The organism is Actinomyces johnsonii (assembly GCF_006546835.1).
Taxonomy (GTDB): domain Bacteria; phylum Actinomycetota; class Actinomycetes; order Actinomycetales; family Actinomycetaceae; genus Actinomyces; species Actinomyces johnsonii.
Genome location: NZ_VICB01000003.1, coordinates 429281 through 444915 on the forward strand (window position 1 = coordinate 429281; position 15635 = coordinate 444915).

Annotated in this window: 13 protein-coding genes; 10 read left to right on the top strand and 3 right to left on the bottom strand. The window is 69.5% G+C overall.

Annotated elements, in window-relative coordinates:
• Window positions 1–515: 515 nt before the first annotated feature.
• A complete protein-coding gene (locus tag FK256_RS02465; protein ID WP_141423559.1) occupies window positions 516–1088 on the bottom strand; it encodes a hypothetical protein in 573 nt (190 codons plus the stop codon).
• 251 nt (window positions 1089–1339) lie between these two features.
• Here FK256_RS02465 and FK256_RS02470 point away from each other — a divergent pair, with 251 nt between their 5' ends.
• The 3 genes from FK256_RS02470 to FK256_RS02480 all read left to right on the top strand — a co-directional run bounded on the left by FK256_RS02470 (window position 1340) and on the right by FK256_RS02480 (window position 6506).
• A complete protein-coding gene (locus FK256_RS02470; protein WP_141423560.1) occupies window positions 1340–2467 on the top strand; it encodes an o-succinylbenzoate synthase in 1128 nt (375 codons plus the stop codon).
• Window positions 2468–2566: 99 nt separating this feature from the next.
• On the top strand, window positions 2567–4369 hold the full coding sequence (gene menD / locus FK256_RS02475) for a 2-succinyl-5-enolpyruvyl-6-hydroxy-3-cyclohexene-1-carboxylic-acid synthase (RefSeq protein WP_141423640.1): 1803 nt from the start codon (window positions 2567–2569) through the stop codon (window positions 4367–4369).
• Between the two features lie 208 nt (window positions 4370–4577).
• The gene (locus tag FK256_RS02480) at window positions 4578–6506 is read left to right on the top strand and encodes a S1C family serine protease (RefSeq protein ID WP_141423561.1); all 1929 of its coding nucleotides are present in this window, start codon (window positions 4578–4580) and stop codon (window positions 6504–6506) included.
• 13 nt (window positions 6507–6519) lie between these two features.
• Here the strand turns inward: FK256_RS02480 and FK256_RS02485 are convergent, their stop codons facing one another.
• Together FK256_RS02485 and FK256_RS02490 are read right to left on the bottom strand one after the other, a co-directional pair.
• Window positions 6520–7872, bottom strand: coding sequence for an isochorismate synthase (locus FK256_RS02485; protein WP_141423562.1), 1353 nt, complete (start codon window positions 7870–7872; stop codon window positions 6520–6522).
• Window positions 7873–7887: 15 nt separating this feature from the next.
• Window positions 7888–8613, bottom strand: a complete 726-nt coding sequence (locus FK256_RS02490; RefSeq protein WP_141423563.1) for a demethylmenaquinone methyltransferase — start codon at window positions 8611–8613, stop codon at window positions 7888–7890.
• 366 nt (window positions 8614–8979) lie between these two features.
• On the opposite strand from FK256_RS02490, the gene FK256_RS02495 reads away from it, so the two are divergent.
• The 7 genes from FK256_RS02495 (at window position 8980) to nuoF (ending at window position 15635) form a co-directional block, all read left to right on the top strand.
• Complete coding sequence (locus tag FK256_RS02495) at window positions 8980–10281, top strand: geranylgeranyl reductase family protein (RefSeq protein WP_021606227.1); 1302 nt, start codon at window positions 8980–8982, stop codon at window positions 10279–10281.
• Window positions 10278–10637 (top strand): NADH-quinone oxidoreductase subunit A, encoded by a 360-nt coding sequence (ndhC, locus tag FK256_RS02500; protein ID WP_009234126.1) that lies wholly within the window; start codon window positions 10278–10280, stop codon window positions 10635–10637. Before FK256_RS02495 ends, ndhC begins: the two co-directional genes overlap by 4 nt.
• Before the next feature lie 91 nt (window positions 10638–10728).
• Window positions 10729–11343 carry an NADH-quinone oxidoreductase subunit B gene (locus FK256_RS02505; protein ID WP_021606226.1) on the top strand — a complete coding sequence of 205 codons (615 nt, stop codon included), beginning with the start codon at window positions 10729–10731 and terminating at the stop codon, window positions 11341–11343.
• Window positions 11340–12119, top strand: a complete 780-nt coding sequence (locus tag FK256_RS02510) for an NADH-quinone oxidoreductase subunit C (protein ID WP_141423564.1) — start codon at window positions 11340–11342, stop codon at window positions 12117–12119. Before FK256_RS02505 ends, FK256_RS02510 begins: the two co-directional genes overlap by 4 nt.
• Window positions 12119–13507, top strand: a complete 1389-nt coding sequence (locus tag FK256_RS02515; RefSeq protein ID WP_021606224.1) for an NADH-quinone oxidoreductase subunit D — start codon at window positions 12119–12121, stop codon at window positions 13505–13507. The genes FK256_RS02510 and FK256_RS02515 overlap by 1 nt, the downstream gene beginning before the upstream one ends.
• The gene (gene nuoE, locus FK256_RS02520) at window positions 13507–14307 is read left to right on the top strand and encodes an NADH-quinone oxidoreductase subunit NuoE (RefSeq protein ID WP_141423565.1); all 801 of its coding nucleotides are present in this window, start codon (window positions 13507–13509) and stop codon (window positions 14305–14307) included. The genes FK256_RS02515 and nuoE overlap by 1 nt, the downstream gene beginning before the upstream one ends.
• Window positions 14304–15635, top strand: a complete 1332-nt coding sequence (gene nuoF, locus FK256_RS02525) for an NADH-quinone oxidoreductase subunit NuoF (protein WP_021606222.1) — start codon at window positions 14304–14306, stop codon at window positions 15633–15635. The genes nuoE and nuoF overlap by 4 nt, the downstream gene beginning before the upstream one ends.

Consider the following 15635-nt stretch of genomic DNA (forward strand, 5'->3'; position numbering starts at 1 on the left):
TGGAATAGTTCCCCGAGCGCCGATTCTTAGAGCCCCGCTTTTATGTGGGGCTTCTTCGTGAATAAGAGGATGCAGTGTTTCTTGCGTATATCGATGAAACCGGAGAGTCGGGCGCCTATGTTGGGGCTGGGTACCCAAAGTTTCATGCCCGTGCCGCATTTGGGTATGCAGGATTTGTGATTCTTGAGGCGGCTGTCAGAGATTTTGGTGCTCGATTTCAGTATGAGAAATTCGTGCTCTTCAAGACGGAGATCGAGACGGTGGAAAACCCTGGATGGTGGGGTGGAACGGGCCTTCACCTATGAATCGAAGCTGCATCTCCATAATCGATCCCTGAGCGATATTCATCACTCGCGTCTGATTGATCGGAACAGACCACTCCATCCTCGGCCAGTCGGGCAACTTCTCGAAGGCAGTATTGATCCCGATGTTGCGCGCAAAATGAGGGGGATTGTGGAATCGGGGCGACGTCGATCTGCCGATCGCTGATGCGATCCGCACCGGTGGTTCGGCGCCTACGGCGTTGTGCGGGTCAGTGCCGCCCGGCTGAGCTCGGGGACGTACCGGCGGCCGTCGCGGAAGTCGGCGGTGACGTACTCCGGCGGGATCGGATGGGACTGATGGATGTGCTCCTGAAGGGCGTCGTAGCCGAGCGAGGTGTCCCACGGCTTCTCAATAACAGCGACGAAGGCCATGAACGGCAGCCACGTGAGCACCGTCAGCGCCGTCGTCGACGCCGGAGCAACGAGCCAGGCGGCCAGGAACCCGGCGACGGCGGGGCAGAGTACGGCGACAAGAGTCAGCAGCAGGCCGTGAGCGTCCCGGGAGCGCCACAGGCGCATGATGAGCCGGTGGGCGGAAGCGTCAATGGCCTCGCGCACCGTCACCGCCACCAGGGAGAACAATGCTGCCCGTCCGAACCCCAGGCCGGTCCCGGTCAGCGCGGACCACACGCACACGATCACCGTCATCCCGATGACCCCGGGCACCCCGAGGATCAGACGCCCCACCACCATCGCCGAGACCGGGGCGACAGGTCTCCAATGGCTGTGTCCTGCGCCGCTCCGTCCCGTACCACCCTCGCTCATAGCTCCCCTTCTGTCCGGTCTGATCGCGAATTCAACCGTTTGAGCCATTCTACTAAGCCTGCGGAAGACATCTCCTGCCGGCGCCGCGGTCGGCGCCTTAGTGGACCGTGCCCTACCATCGGGCCAGCTCGCCGCATTGAAAGGGCCCTATGGCCGCGCTCGCTGCTCGTCAATGACGCGCTCATGGAGCCGGACGGCATTCGTCGGGCGTTCGTCGAGGTGGGGCCCGCCACCCTTGTCCCGGTTTCATCATGATGGTTGAAGATCATGCGTATTCTGTGACCGTGAGTCCGGACCATCAGCATGCCAACGGCGAGATCGACATCGCCTCCCTCCATGCTCAGGACTCCACCGGGCTGCTGGATCAGATCGACCGCGCCGTGGTCTGGGACATCCCCCTGACGACACCGTTTCGCGGCATTACCCGCCGCGACGGCGTCCTTCTCCACGGCCCGGGCGGCTGGGGAGAGGTGGCGCCCTTCTGGGACTACGGGTCGGAAGCCAGCGCGCCCTGGCTCGCCGCAGGACTATCCCAGGCCCTGGGTCGCGCCTTCCTGCCCCGCTACCGCGAGAGCATTGCCGTCAACGTGACTGTCCCCGAGGTCGGCGCCGAGGACGCGGCCGAGATGGTGCGTTCCTCCGGAGCCAGAACTGCCAAGGTCAAGGTCTCCGGCAGGCCCGAGCAGCGCGCCGCCGATCTCGAACGGCTCGAAGCGGTCCGCTCGGCCGTGGGGCGGGCGGGAAAGGTGCGCATCGACGTCAACGGCGCCTGGGACGTGGACACTGCCCGCGAGAACCTGCCGCGCATGGACCGTGCCGCCGGGGGCCTGGAGTACGTCGAGCAGCCCTGCGCCGCCGTCTACGACCTGGCCGACCTGCGCCGCGCCGTCGACGTGCCCATCGCCGCGGATGAGTCGATCCGGCTGTCGGCCAACCCGTTGGAGGTCGTGCACCGGCGCGCAGCCGACGTCGCCATCCTCAAGGTTGCGCCGCTGGGCGGCGTGAACCGGGCCCTGGACATGGCCGAGCGCCTCGGGCTGCCTGCCGTCGTCTCCTCGGCCCTGGACACCTCCGTGGGCATCATGGCCGGTACCACCCTCGCCTTCAGCCTGCCGTCCCTGAGCCACGCCTGCGGTCTGGGGACCGTACGCCTGCTGACCCAGGACGTCGCCGAGCCCAGCGTTGTCCCCCACAACGGGACCCTGCGCCTCGATGCCGGTGCCCCCGTCTCCGAGCGCCTCCTGGGCGAGGTGAAGGCGGGCCCCTACCTCACCAAGCACTGGGAGACGCGCCTGCTGCACCTGGCCGGCGCCCTGCACGCCCGTCGCCAGCGTGAGGCCCGCGACCCGAGCCGGGCCGTGGCCGGGCTGCCCCTGTGAGGCGCGTGGGAGCCCGCCCGAACTGTGATGAAGAGCAGCGGAGGGCGGGCCGTGCGCTCTCGTATCCTCGCCCCTGTGACCGATTCCGTCATCGATCCCATGGCCGCGCATGCAGGTGATCCTGTGGACCGCCCGCAGATCCCGCCCGCTCTGGCCGATGCTCGAAGCCTCGTAGCGGCCCTCCTGGACGAAGGCGTCCGTGAGGCAGTCCTGTGCCCGGGATCGCGCAGCGCTCCGCTGGCGGACGCCCTCGCCGACGCCGCCGAGGCGAACGCCCTGAGCCTGCGGGTCGTCCTGGACGAGCGCAGCGCGGGCTTCATCGCGCTGGGTGCCGCTCGTGCTCACGCTCTGACCGGTGCCAGCCGGTGCGCCGCCGTAGTGACCACCTCGGGGACGGCCGTCTCCAACCTCCACCCCGCCGTCAGCGAGGCCGACGCCGCCGGGATCCCCCTGCTCGTCATCAGCGCCGACCGGCCCCACGAATTGGTGGGCACCGGGGCCAGCCAGACCACCGAGCAGACAGCCCTCCTCTCACCGGCCCTGCGCCTGGCCATCGATCTGCCCGCCGACCTGTCCGCCGACCTCGGCAGTGCTGCTGCCCGCGCCGCCATCGCCGGGCAGGTGCGCCGCGCCGTCGCCGCGGCCACGGGGACCCTGAGTCGCGACCCGGGGCCGGCTCAGATCAATGCCCGCTTCCGCCCTCCCCTGGCGGTGGAGGGGGCGGCGCCGGCCACTCCACCGGCACCCGGGGCGCCGGAGGTTCGCGCGGCAGGGGCAGGCGCACCGGTGCCGGCCCCCCAGGCCGAAGGCGTCGAACATGACGGTCGTCAACCTCCCGAGGGGGAGAACCGCGGAATCGTCGTCGCGGGCGACACCGCCCACCCCGCCGTCGGCGCGCTGGCCAGGTGCCTTGCCGAGCACCTCCACTGGCCGCTCCTGGCGGAGCCCACCTCGCATGCCCGCAGCGGCCCCCAGGCCCTGCCCCGCTACGCCGAGCTCCTGGCCACCGGACCGGGCCGTGAGCTCGCCGGGCGCGCCGACCACCTCATCGTCGTCGGCCACCCCAGCCTCAGCCGATCCGTCACCGCCCTTCTGGGGAGCGGCGAACTGGAGACCACCGTTCTGAGCGAGCGTGCCCGGTGGACCGACGTCTCCGGAAGGGCCCACCGCGTCATCCCCGTCGATGTCCCCGGCCCCTCGTCAGCCGTCCAGGCCTCCTCCCGGGCGGTCCGCCTGGCTACCACCCTCGGGCTGGGGCGGGCCGATGCCGCCTGGGTCGACTCCTGGCGCCGGGCCGTGGAGGATCTGCCCGAACCGGATCGTCCCGGAAGCGCCGATGCTGCAGCCGATGCCGCGGTGAAGGCCGTGTGGGAGGCGAGTCTCCTCCCCGGAGCCCCCACTCTGCTGGTCGGCTCCTCCATGACGGTGCGCCGCCTCGACCGCCTCGCCCGCCCCGGCAGTGCGGCCCCGCAGGCCGTGGCGAACCGTGGTCTGGCAGGAATCGACGGCACTATCGCCACTGGAATCGGGTTGTGGATGGCATCGGGCGAGCCGGTGCGCGCCATTATGGGAGACCTCGCCTTCCTCCACGACGCCATGTCAATGGGGAGAGGACTCCGTGAGGCGGAGGCGGACTTTCAGGTTATCGTCGTCGACGATGGCGGAGGAGCGATCTTCTCCCGCCTTGAGTATGCCCACACCGCAGAATCTCAACGGTTCGAAAGGCTCTTCACCACCCCACAGTGTGCGAATATTTCCGAACTGGCCGCCGCCCTGGGGGCTCGCGTCCGCATCCCCGAAGACGTCCCGGCCCTCCAGACACTCCTGGCCGAACCGGTCGGCGGCCTCAGCGTCGTCATCTGGACGGTCGAGGGGCACATGCCTAACGCCCGGACAACATGAACGACGATAGAGATAGACGGCACCGCACGAGATGAGACTCGGAGGAGAGGCCCCGGCCCGGACCAACCAGCCTCCCTTTCAGCGCGCTGCGACACAACGGTTATACGATCCACAGCAGAGCCTCAGGCAATAGTCGGAAACGGCACAGAGCCCTGATATTGGCTACCTGCTGACCTGGACAGGGCGCAAAGCCCGAGGAGGAACACATATGAGCGGCTACGACGAGACGAACCCGGAGACCTACCGGCCCACTGAGCCCAGCAGGGCGGCAGACGGCAGTTACCCCGGTGTCGGCTCCCAGTCCGCTGCCAGCCAGGGGACGCCGGGCGCGGCGGCCTCGGGCAGTGAACCTCCGAGCGAGTCCCCGAGCCGGGCCGGTGACGAGGACCTTTCGCAGGCCTACGGAGCAGACGCCTCCCAGTCCGAACCCGTCCTGCCCGGGACCGCCCAGGCCGCAGACGCGGAGAATGCGGAGTACACCCGGCCGTTGCCCGCGGACCAGCCCACCTCGCAAATGCCCGCGGACCAGCCCACCTCGCAGATGCCCGCGGACCAGCCCACCTCGCTCTACGCGCAGTCCGCGCAGGGCTCCTCCCCGTCTTACGAGGAACAGCAAGGGCAGTACCAGCCGGCACAGGGGCAGTACCAGCCCCAGCAGCAGCTCTACCAGCAGTCCTATCAGCAGTCCTACCAACAGGGCCAACCGGACCAGTACCCCGCCATCTCCCAGGGACAGCCCGCCACTTCGTACAGCCAGTCCTCTGCTGCCCAGCAGCCCTACCAGGCGCACCTCGGCTCGCCCTATACGAGCGTTCCGACGACGTCCGGTGGCTACGACTTCCCCCGGACCGAGGACCACGGCGGTGGCGGGCCCGTCGGAGGCTCGCAGGCCGGTCCCAGCAGCTACGCGCCCGTCGGCGCCGCGGGGGAGTCCTTCTACGCCGCCTCGAACGCCTCCAGTGGTGAGAGCGGGAAGAAGCGGCGCCGGGGGCCGGGCTGGGTCGCCCTGGTCGCCTCCGTTGTGGTCGCCTCATTGCTGGGAGCCGGCGGCGCTGTCGGAGTGGTCAAGTATCTGGACGTCCGCGACGGGACGCTGTCATCGCGCTCCTCGGCCGCTCCCACCGCGATCGCCACCGGCGACACGACCAAGACTGTCAACAGCTCCGGCCAGGCCCCCGACTGGGAGGCCGTGTCGGCCGCAGTGTCCAATGCGGTCGTGTCCATCGCCATCGCAACGGAAAGGGGGACCGCCCTGGGTTCCGGGGTCATCTACGACAAGGATGGGCACATCATCACCAACAACCACGTGGTGGCGGGAGCCGCGAAGATCCAGGTGACCCTGGCCGACGGCCGCGTCTACGACGCCGATACCACCGGTACCGACCCCGCTACGGATCTGGCGGTCATCCAGCTCAAGGACGCCCCCGACAACCTCACCGTCGCCCAGCTCGGCGACTCCGACAAGCTGACCACGGGCCAGGACGTCATGGCCATCGGCAACCCGCTGGGACTGTCCTCCACCGTCACCACCGGCATCATCTCGGCCCTGGACCGCCCCGTCGTCAACGCCCAGGGAGAAGACGGGGAGGGAGGCTCGGACAGCGGTTCGTCGTCCTCGACGGTCTACACCAACGCCATCCAGATTGATGCCGCCATCAACCCCGGAAACTCCGGCGGCCCCCTGTTCGATGAGAAGGGACGGGTCATCGGCATCACCAGCTCGATCGCCACGATGGGGCGCTCCAGCTCCGGTGAAGGGGGCTCGGGCAGTATCGGCATCGGGTTCGCCATTCCCGTCAAGCTGGCAGAGAAGGTCGCCAAGCAGCTCATCGAGTCGGGAACGGCCACCCACGCCTACCTGGGCGTCACTCTGGAGACCGGGTCCGCCGAGTCCGACGGCGCCAAGCGCGCCGGCGCCAAGATCGCCTCGGTCGAGGGTGACTCGCCCGCCGACAAGGCCGGCTTGAAGAAGGACGACGTCGTCATCGCCATCGACGGCAAAACCACCTCTCAAGGCTCGGCACTGACCGGCTATGTGCGCCAGTACTCCGCCAACGACAAAGTCAAGCTCACCGTCATCCGCGACTCCAAGAAGAAGGACATCGAGGTGACCTTGGCCGAGCGCAAGGATTCCTGAAGGAGAGCCCGGATCAGGGACTCACGCCCAGCGCGCCCAGCACGGGACGCATCTTGGCGGTTGTCTCCGCTAACTCGTCGGCCGGCTCGGAGTCCGGCATGATGCCGCCGCCCCCGAAGACCCGCGCGGGGGAGTGCGGGCCGGGTCCGCCGGCCGGCAGCTGGGCGCTGCGCAGTGCAATGCACCACTCGCCCTCGCCGTGCCAGTCCACCCAGCCCACGGGGCCGGCGTAACGACCCCGGTCCATGGACTCGGCCTCCTCGATGAGACGGGCAGCCGCCGGGGTCGGCGTCCCGCACACGGCCGCCGTCGGGTGCAGGGCGTCCACGAGTGCCAGGGCGCCGGTGTCCCCGGCAACGACTCCGGTCACGTCGCTGGCCAGGTGCAGCACGTTCGGTAGGCTCAGGACGAAGCGCGCCGGGGCATTGACCACCGAGCACAACGGCTCCAGCGCCGTGATCGCCGAAGCCCTGGCCAGTTCGTGCTCCCGGTTGTTCTTCTCCGAGCCCTCCAGCCAGGCCGCCAGGCGGGCGGTGGCCGGCGCATCCTCACCGGCGCGTCGGCGGGCCGTGCCGGCCAGGACCCGGCTGGTAAGGCGCCGATCGCGCAGGCGCAGCAACAGCTCGGGGCTGGCCCCCACCATCTGGTCGACGGCGAAGGTCCAGGTGGACGGGTAGTCGGAGGCCAGCCGTCGCAGCACTGTGCCGGTGGCCAGTGGCGCCGTCGGGCGAGCCAGGACATCGCGTGCCAGGACTACTTTGCGGGCCTGCCCCGAGCGCATCCGCTCCTGCGTGCGGGCCACCGTCCGGCACCACTGCTCCTCACTGAGCGCCCCGGCCTCGACGGCGGTGGCGCCCGCATCCCCGTCCTCATGTTCCCGGCCGATCGCTGTACGGGCCTCGGTGACGAGCGCCTTGATCAGCGCCTCGGGGTCCGGGTGTTCCGGCTCCACCCCGCCCGTGGCCGCGGAAACCGCGGTGGTCAACCAGGCCCCGTCGTCGTCGAGCCCGATGAGGACCTCGGGGACCATCAGCACCGAGGACTGCTCGGAGGCGGGGGAGAAGGTGATCGCCCCCAGGGCCACCGGTCCGGTTCCGGGGCGCACCAGCGCGTCGCGCCACCAGGCCGTGCCGATAACGGACCGCCATGCCGCCCGCAGCGCCTCGATGCGTTCGTCGCCGTGGGCTTCGATCGTCAGGGCGCGCCTCAGACCGATGAGCCCGCGTCCCTCGTGGACCCACGAGACGACTTCCTCGCGGCCCGCCAGCAGGTCAATGAGCGCGACCCCCTCCAACGACCCCTCGGGCAGCTCGTGAGTGCGGAAGGACAGACGCGGCGGTGCAGCCAGGCAGTGATCGGCCCTCACGACTCGGCTCGCCTCTCAGCGCTCGACCGCGGGGCGCGCGGTACGCGTGGCCCGGTGGACGGCGACGATCCCGCCGGAGAGGTTCTTGTAGCCCACGCCCCGCCAGCCGGCCTCGTGCATGAGGTCGGCCAGCCCCCTCTGGTCCGGCCAGGCCAGGATCGACTCGCCCAGATAGTCGTAAGCCTGCGTGTTCGATGAGACCAGGCGCGCCGCTGCCGGCAGGGCACTGCCCAGATAGAAGCGGTAGAGGCGACGGAACAGGGGCGAGACCGGGGTGGAAAACTCCGCGATGACGATTCGCCCGCCCGGGACTGTCACGCGGTGCATCTCTGCCAGCGCCCGCGCCGTGTCCTGGACGTTGCGCAGCCCGTAGGAGATAGTGACGACGTCGAAGGTCTCGTCGGCGAAGGGAAGAGCTGTGGCGTCCCCGGCCACGAAGGCGATCTCGGGGTGGCGGCGCTTGCCCTCGGCGACCATGCCGGTGGAGAAGTCGCAGGCCACGACCTCGGCGCCGTCGGCGGCGTACTCCACCGAGGAGGTGCCGGTTCCGGCAGCCAGATCCAGCACCCGCATCCCCGGACCGGCGGCTACGGCCGCGCGTGTTACCGACCGCCACATGTGGACCTGGAACAGGCTCATCACGTCATTGGACAGGTCGTAGCGGCGCGCGACGGCGTCGAACATCCCGGCGACCTCTCGCGGGTCCTTGGCGAGGGTGGCTCGAAAAGGCGATCGGCTCATGGGGAGCATCATCGCAAATCCCGGCCGCGGCACCGTGCCGACAGCGCAGCGGGCGGGGTCTCGGGAGCCCTTAGTGACGGCCTAGGACCTAGGCCCCATCCAACGACGTTGAAATTCGTCACTCACTTGCAGCGTAATTCTGGAATCGCGCAGCCGCCGGTATCCGCGTAACTCCGCTCCAGTAATGCCGTCACAGCAACGAAAACCCCTGGTTGTCGCCTCCACCGGTAGCCTCGTCCAAGAGGCGTCCGCCCCCTGAGTACAGTCGGCACAGGCTCCGACCAGCGCGGGGCCTGCATTACCGTGCCAACTGTGATGCCTACGACAACACCTGCCGTACCAGATGCACCGAGGAGGGGAGCCCGAGTGACTCAGGCAGCTGCCCAGTCCAGCGCCTCCGCCACAGCCGACGTCATCGTCGTCGGCGCCGGCCCGGCGGGCTCCTCGGCGGCCTTCCACATGGCTACCCTCGGTCTCGACGTCATTCTCCTGGAGAAGCAGGAGCTCGGCCGAGACAAGGTCTGTGGCGACGGCCTGACCCCCTCGGCCGTGCGCGAGCTCGTCTCCATGGGTGTGGACACCTCCGGCTGGCAGCGCAACCGCGGCCTGCGCGTCATCGGCGGCGGCCACCTGCTCCACTTCCCCTGGCCTGAGCAGGCCTCCTTCCCCTCCTACGGGATGGCCCGCCCGCGCGCCCTGCTCGATCGGGACCTGGCGGAGCATGCCGCGGCGGCCGGCGCCCGGCTACTGACTGGCGTGACCGTCACCGGCCCCGTTACCTCGCCCACCGGTCGCGTCACCGGCGTCGAGGCCCGCCCCACCAACCGGGTTGCCTACCCCGGCATCGAGGGCCCCACCACCTTCACCGCCCCGCTGGTCGTCGACGCCGGAGGGGTTTCGGCTCGTCTGGCTACCGCCGTCGGGCGCACGAAGAACGAGCGCCGCCCCATGGGCGTGGCCGTGCGCGCCTACTTCCGTTCCCCGCGCGCCAAGGACGCCTGGATGGAGTCGCGCCTCGAGCTGTGGGACGGCAAGCCCGGCAAGTCCGATCTCCTGCCCGGTTACGGGTGGATCTGGTCGGTGGGGGAGGGACTGGTCAACGTCGGTCTCGGCTCGGTCTCCTCGCGAGCCTCGGCCACCGCCATCGACTATCGCGCCGTGTTCAACCGCTGGATGGACAACGTTCCGGCCTCCTGGGGCTTCACCAAGGAGAACCAGGTCGGCGGCCTGGTCAGTGCCGCCCTGCCCATGGCTTTCAACCGCAAGCCCCACTACGCCGACGGCCTCATGCTGCTCGGTGACGCCGGCGGCATGGTCTCGCCCTTCAACGGCGAGGGCATCGCCCAGGCCCTCCTGTCCGGCCGCCTGGCCGCCCAGGCCGCCGCGCAGGCCGCCGCTCGTTCCACGACGTCGGGCCGCGAGCAGGTCCTGGCCCAGTACCCCAAGGCCCTCAGGGCCGAGATGGGCGGCTACTACACGCTCGGGCGCGTCTTCGTCGCCCTCATCGAGCACCCCGAGGTCATGCGTCTGTGTACCCGCTACGGGCTGCCGCGCAAGCGCCTCATGAAGCTCGTCACCAAGCTCCTGTCCGACGGGTGGGAGCGGCGCGGCGGCGACGGAATCGACCACTTCATCCAGCTCCTGACAAGGATGGTGCCGGAAGCATGAACCCCTACGCCTCCCTGCTCATCATGGCCGCCGTGGCCCTCGTGGTCGCGATCGGCGGACTGGCCCTGAGCGCCATCGTCAGCCCCGCTCGGCGCAACCGGGTCAAGGTCGCCAACTACGAGTGCGGTATCGACCCCACCCCCGCCAATACCGAGCACGGGCGTTTCCCGGTCTCCTTCTACCTGGTGGGCATGACCTTCATCATCTTCGACGTCGAGGTGGTCTTCCTCTACCCCTGGGCCACCGCTTTCGGGCGCCTGGGGTTCTTCGGGCTGGGCGCCGCCGTCCTGTTCATCGGCCTGATCACCGTGCCCTACATCCTGGAGTGGCGCCGCGGCGGACTGGACTGGGACTGAGACAGGCGGATCGAGTGCGAGGCACCGACGACAGGACCCGCGGGCGCCACACGGCCCTGACGACCTCAAGGAGTACACAGCAGTGAAGAGCATGAAAAAGCACAACGCCTTCATGGCGTCCATCCCCTCCAAGCGCAACGACCCCTACGCGGCCGCTGCCGCCGAGGTGGACAGCCCCGGCTTCCTGCTGACCACCGTCGAGAAGCTCGCAGGCCTGGCCCAGGCCCGCTCCATGTGGCCGGTCACCATGGGGCTGGCCTGCTGCGCCATCGAGATGATGGCCGCCGGCACCCCCCGCTTCGACATGGCCCGCTTCGGCTGGGAGGTCTTCCGCGCCTCCCCGCGCCACGCCGACGTCATGATCGTCTCGGGCCGCGTCTCCCACAAGATGGCTCCGATCGTGCGCAACGTCTACGACTCCATGCCCGAGCCCAAGTGGGTCATCTCCATGGGGGCCTGCGCCTCCTCGGGCGGCATCTTCAACAACTACGCCGTCGTCCAGGGTTGCGACCACATCGTCCCGGTGGACATCTACCTGCCGGGCTGCCCGCCCCGCCCCGAGATGCTCCTGGGCGCCATGCTCGAGCTCACCCGCCAGATCGAGAAGAAGCCGCTGTTCAAGCACCGCGAGGAGATCGCCCGCGCCGTCGAGGCCGCCGCCCTGTCCGCCACCCCCACCCATGAGATGAAGGGCCTGCTGGCATGAGTGAGAAGAACGCCCCGGTGAACGGCTCCGACGTCTCGCCCGAGATCCCCGAGGTCTCGGCGGTGCCCGCTGTCCCCGAGGTCGCCGGCACCCCCGTGCGTCCCGAGCTGCGTCTGGAGGTCATCGCCGTCCCCACCGGCCAGTTCGGCGCCTCCGACGCCGGCGATACCACCGGTTACGGCGAGCACCGCAGCGCTGTCACCCTCGCCCCCGCCGCCGTGCGCCCCTACGGCGGCTGGTTCGACGGCGTCGTCGACGCCCTCATCGAGGACCTCCAGGACGCCGGCGTCGACCCGGCCGCCGCCATCGAGAAGGTCGTCATCGAACACGACGAGCTCACCCTGTTCATCGCCCGCGAGCACCTGCTCGACGTCGTGCGCCCCCTGCGCGACGACCAAGACTTGCGCTTCGAGCTGTGCTTGGGCGTCAGTGGCGTCCACTACCCCCAGCTGACCGGCCGCGAGCTGCACGCCTGCATCGAGCTCATGAGCCTGACCCACGGCGGACGCCAGCTGCGGCTCCAGGTCGCCTGCCCCGACTCCGACCCGCATGTGCCCTCCATCATCTCGGTCTACCCCGGTAACGACTGGCACGAGCGGGAGACCTGGGACCTCATGGGCATCGTCTTCGACGGCCACCCCCACCTGACCCGCACCGCCATGCCCGACGACTGGGTGGGCCACCCCCAGCGCAAGGACTACCCGCTGGGCGGCATCCCCGTCGAGTACAAGGGTGCCCAGACCCCGCCCGCCGACACCCGGAGGTCCTACCGCTGATGAGCACCACGAGCACCTTCCGCGCCTCCGGCCCCGCCACGGACGACCTGTCCGCCGGCGCCGAGCAGTTCACCGTCAGCGGCGGGGACTGGGACGACGTCGTCGCCCAGATCGCCGAACGCGACGAGGCCGACCGCCTGCGCAACGACCGGATCGTCCTCAACATGGGCCCGGTCCACCCCTCCACCCACGGCGTGCTGCGCCTGGTCCTGGAGGCCGACGGCGAGGTCGTCACCGAGGTCCGCGTCGGCACCGGCTACCTGCACACCGGTATCGAGAAGAACATGGAGTACCGCACCTGGGTCCAGGGCGAGACCTTCGTGACCCGCATGGACTACGTGGCCCCCTTCTTCCAGGAGGTCGGCTACGCGCTCGCCGTCGAGAAGCTCCTGGGCATCACTGACGACGTCCCCGAGAAGGCCACCGTCACCCGGGTGCTGCTCATGGAGCTCAACCGCATCGCCTCTCACGCCGTGGCTGTGGGCAGTGGCGGTAACGAGATGGGCGGCACCACGCTCATGACCATCGCCTTCCGCTGCCGGGAGAACATCCTCAAGGCCTTCGAGATGGTCTCCGGGCTGCGCATGAACCACGCCTACGTCCGCCCCGGCGGCCTGGCCCAGGACCTCCCCGAGGGCTTCACTGACTTCGTGCGCTCGGTCATGCCCGACATCAAGCACGACGTCCACGAGCTCGAGCTCCTCCTCATGGAGAACCCGATCCTCAAATCTCGTTTCATCGGCGTGGGCGAGATCAGCCTGGCCGGCGCTCTTGCCCTGGGACTAACTGGACCCTGCCTGCGCGCGGCCGGCTACCCCTTGGACATCCGGCGTACCAAGCCCTACTGCGGCTACGAGACCTACGACTTCCGAGTGCCTACCTACAAGGTATCCGATTGCTACAACCGGCTGCGGCTCCGGATGGACGAGTGCTATGAGTCGCTCAAGATCGTCTCCCAGTGCCTGGACCGCCTCGACGAGATCAGCGCCCGCGGCGACGACCCCTCCAATACCACGATGGTGGCCGACCCGACCATCGCCTGGCCCGCCCGCATGGCCATCGCCACCGACGGCCAGGGCCAGTCCCTGGAGCACGTGCGTGAGATCATGGGCTCATCCATGGAGTCCCTCATCCACCACTTCAAGCTGGTGACTCAGGGCTTCCGGGTCCCAGCCGGCCAGGTCTACCAGACCGTCGAGCACGCCAAGGGGGTCCTGGGTATCCATGCCGTCTCCGACGGCGGCACCCGTCCCTACCGGGTCCACTTCCGCGACCCCTCATTCTCCAATCTGCAGTCGCTGGCCCTGATGGGCGAGGGCGGCATGATCGCCGACCTCGTGCCCACCCTGGCCTCCATCGACCCCGTCCTGGGAGGCGTGGACCGCTGATGAGCACCACCGAGAACGCAGTCAATCCGGCCGGCTCGGCCGCCCCGCCCATCAACCCCGCCGTGGAGACCATCGCCACCGTCAGCGCGGTGGGCCCGGCGGGCACCGTCGCGGCCGCCGCCGTCGCCGCCGGCTACAGCCCCGAGGTCGCCCAGGGCCTCCAAGTCGACATCGAGCGGATCATCGCCCGCTACCCGGCGGGCAAGGAGCGCAGCGCCCTCATCCCGATGCTCCACCTCATCCAGTCCGTGGACGGATATGTCTCACCGGCCGGCATCGCCCTGTGCGCTGCCCGGCTGGGCCTGGACCGCGCCGAGGTCAGCGCCGTGGCCACCTTCTACAGCCAGTTCCGCCGCCACCCGATCGGCACCTATCACGTGGGCGTGTGCACCAACGCCCTGTGCGCCGTCATGGGCGGCGACGAGATCTGGTCGGCCGTCACCGAGCACACGGGTCTGGGCGCCGAGGAGACCAGCGAGGACGGCACCATCAGCCTCGAGCGCATCGAGTGCAACGCCGCCTGCGACTACGCCCCCGTCGTCATGGTCAACTGGGAGTTCTTCGACAACCAGACCCCTGACTCCGCCGTCGCCATGATCGAGGCCCTCGAGCGCGGCGAGGACGTGGCCCCCACCCGCGGCCCCGAGACCGTGCCCACCTTCCGCGAGAACGAGCGCCTGCTCGCCGGATTCGAGGACGGCCGTTCCGATGAAGGCCGCGGCCCCGGCGAGCCGACCCTGCGGGGCCTGCGCATCGCCCGCGAGCAGGGTTGGACCGCGCCGAAGGAGGAGTCCAAGTGAGTGCCACCGCCACCTACACCGCGCCGGGCACCCTCACCCCGGTCCTGAGCGACCTGTGGGACCAGGAGCGCTCCTGGACCCTGCGGACCTACCTCGACCACGGCGGCTACCGGGGTCTCAAGCGCGCCAAGACCCTCAGCTGCGAGGAGCTCATCACCCTCATCAAGGACTCCGGCCTGCGCGGACGCGGTGGCGCCGGGTTCCCCACCGGCCTGAAGTGGTCCTTCCTGCCCCCGGTCGACGGCGGCCCGCGCTACCTCGTGGTCAATGCCGACGAGTCCGAGCCCGGCACCTGCAAGGACATCCCCACGATCCTGTCCAACCCCCAGGCGCTCATCGAGGGCATCGCCATCACCTCGCGGGCCATCGGCGGAGACCATGCCTTCGTCTACCTGCGCGGCGAGGTCCCCCACGCCTACCGCCGCCTGCTCGGTGCCGTCCGCGAGGCCACCGAGTCCGGCCTGCTGGACACCGGCTTCGGCCTGGACGGCCGGCAGCGCCTGCGCATCACCGCCCACGCGGGGGCCGGCGCCTACATCTGCGGTGAGGAGACCGCCCTGCTGGACTCCCTGGAGGGCCGACGCGGCCACCCCCGCCTCAAGCCGCCCTTCCCCGCTGTCGCCGGTCTCTACGCCCGGCCCACGGTGGTCAACAATGTCGAGACCATCGCCTCGGTCCCGGCGATCCTGGCCCGCGGCGCCCAGTGGTACTCCTCCATGGGCACCGAGAAGTCCAAGGGCCATGGCATCTTCTCCGTGTCCGGGCACGTGGCCCGCCCCGGCCAGTACGAGGCCCCCTTCGGCATTACGATGCGAGAGCTCATCGAGCTCTCCGGCGGCATCCGCCCCGGCCATGAGCTGAAGTTCTGGGTCCCGGGAGGGTCTTCGACGCCGATCTTCGGCCCCGACGAGCTCGACGTCCCCCTCGACTACGAATCCGTGGCCGAGGCCGGCTCCATGCTGGGAACCCGCGCCCTACAGGTCTTCGATGAGACCGTCTCGGTGGTACGCGTGGTCACCCGCTGGACCGAGTTCTACCAGCACGAGTCCTGCGGCAAGTGCACCCCCTGCCGCGAGGGCACCTACTGGATGCGCCAGATCATGCTGCGTCTGGAGGCCGGGCGCGGACTGCCCGGCGACGTCGAGAAACTCGAGTCCATCGCCTCCAACATCGCCGGGCGCTCCTTCTGCGCCCTGGGCGACGCCTCCGCCACCCCGGTCCTGACCGGCATTAAGCGGTTCCGCGAAGAGTTCGAGGCCGGCTACACCACCGCCGCCGGCGAGCTCTTCCCCTACGCCGCCTCCTCCGTCTTCGAAAGCGCACGGTGA

Bases quoted from the DNA above. Each gene is read 5' to 3' on its own strand.
- FK256_RS02465 (WP_141423559.1), bottom strand. From the start codon at position 1,088: ATGAGCGAGGGTGGTACGGGACGGAGCGGCGCAGGACACAGCCATTGG.
- FK256_RS02470 (WP_141423560.1), top strand. From the start codon at position 1,340: ATGATGGTTGAAGATCATGCGTATTCTGTGACCGTGAGTCCGGACCAT.
- menD (WP_141423640.1), top strand. From the start codon at position 2,567: ATGGCCGCGCATGCAGGTGATCCTGTGGACCGCCCGCAGATCCCGCCC.
- FK256_RS02480 (WP_141423561.1), top strand. From the start codon at position 4,578: ATGAGCGGCTACGACGAGACGAACCCGGAGACCTACCGGCCCACTGAG.
- FK256_RS02490 (WP_141423563.1), bottom strand. From the start codon at position 8,613: ATGAGCCGATCGCCTTTTCGAGCCACCCTCGCCAAGGACCCGCGAGAG.
- ndhC (WP_009234126.1), top strand. From the start codon at position 10,278: ATGAACCCCTACGCCTCCCTGCTCATCATGGCCGCCGTGGCCCTCGTG.
- FK256_RS02505 (WP_021606226.1), top strand. From the start codon at position 10,729: ATGAAAAAGCACAACGCCTTCATGGCGTCCATCCCCTCCAAGCGCAAC.
- FK256_RS02510 (WP_141423564.1), top strand. From the start codon at position 11,340: ATGAGTGAGAAGAACGCCCCGGTGAACGGCTCCGACGTCTCGCCCGAG.
- FK256_RS02515 (WP_021606224.1), top strand. From the start codon at position 12,119: ATGAGCACCACGAGCACCTTCCGCGCCTCCGGCCCCGCCACGGACGAC.
- nuoE (WP_141423565.1), top strand. From the start codon at position 13,507: ATGAGCACCACCGAGAACGCAGTCAATCCGGCCGGCTCGGCCGCCCCG.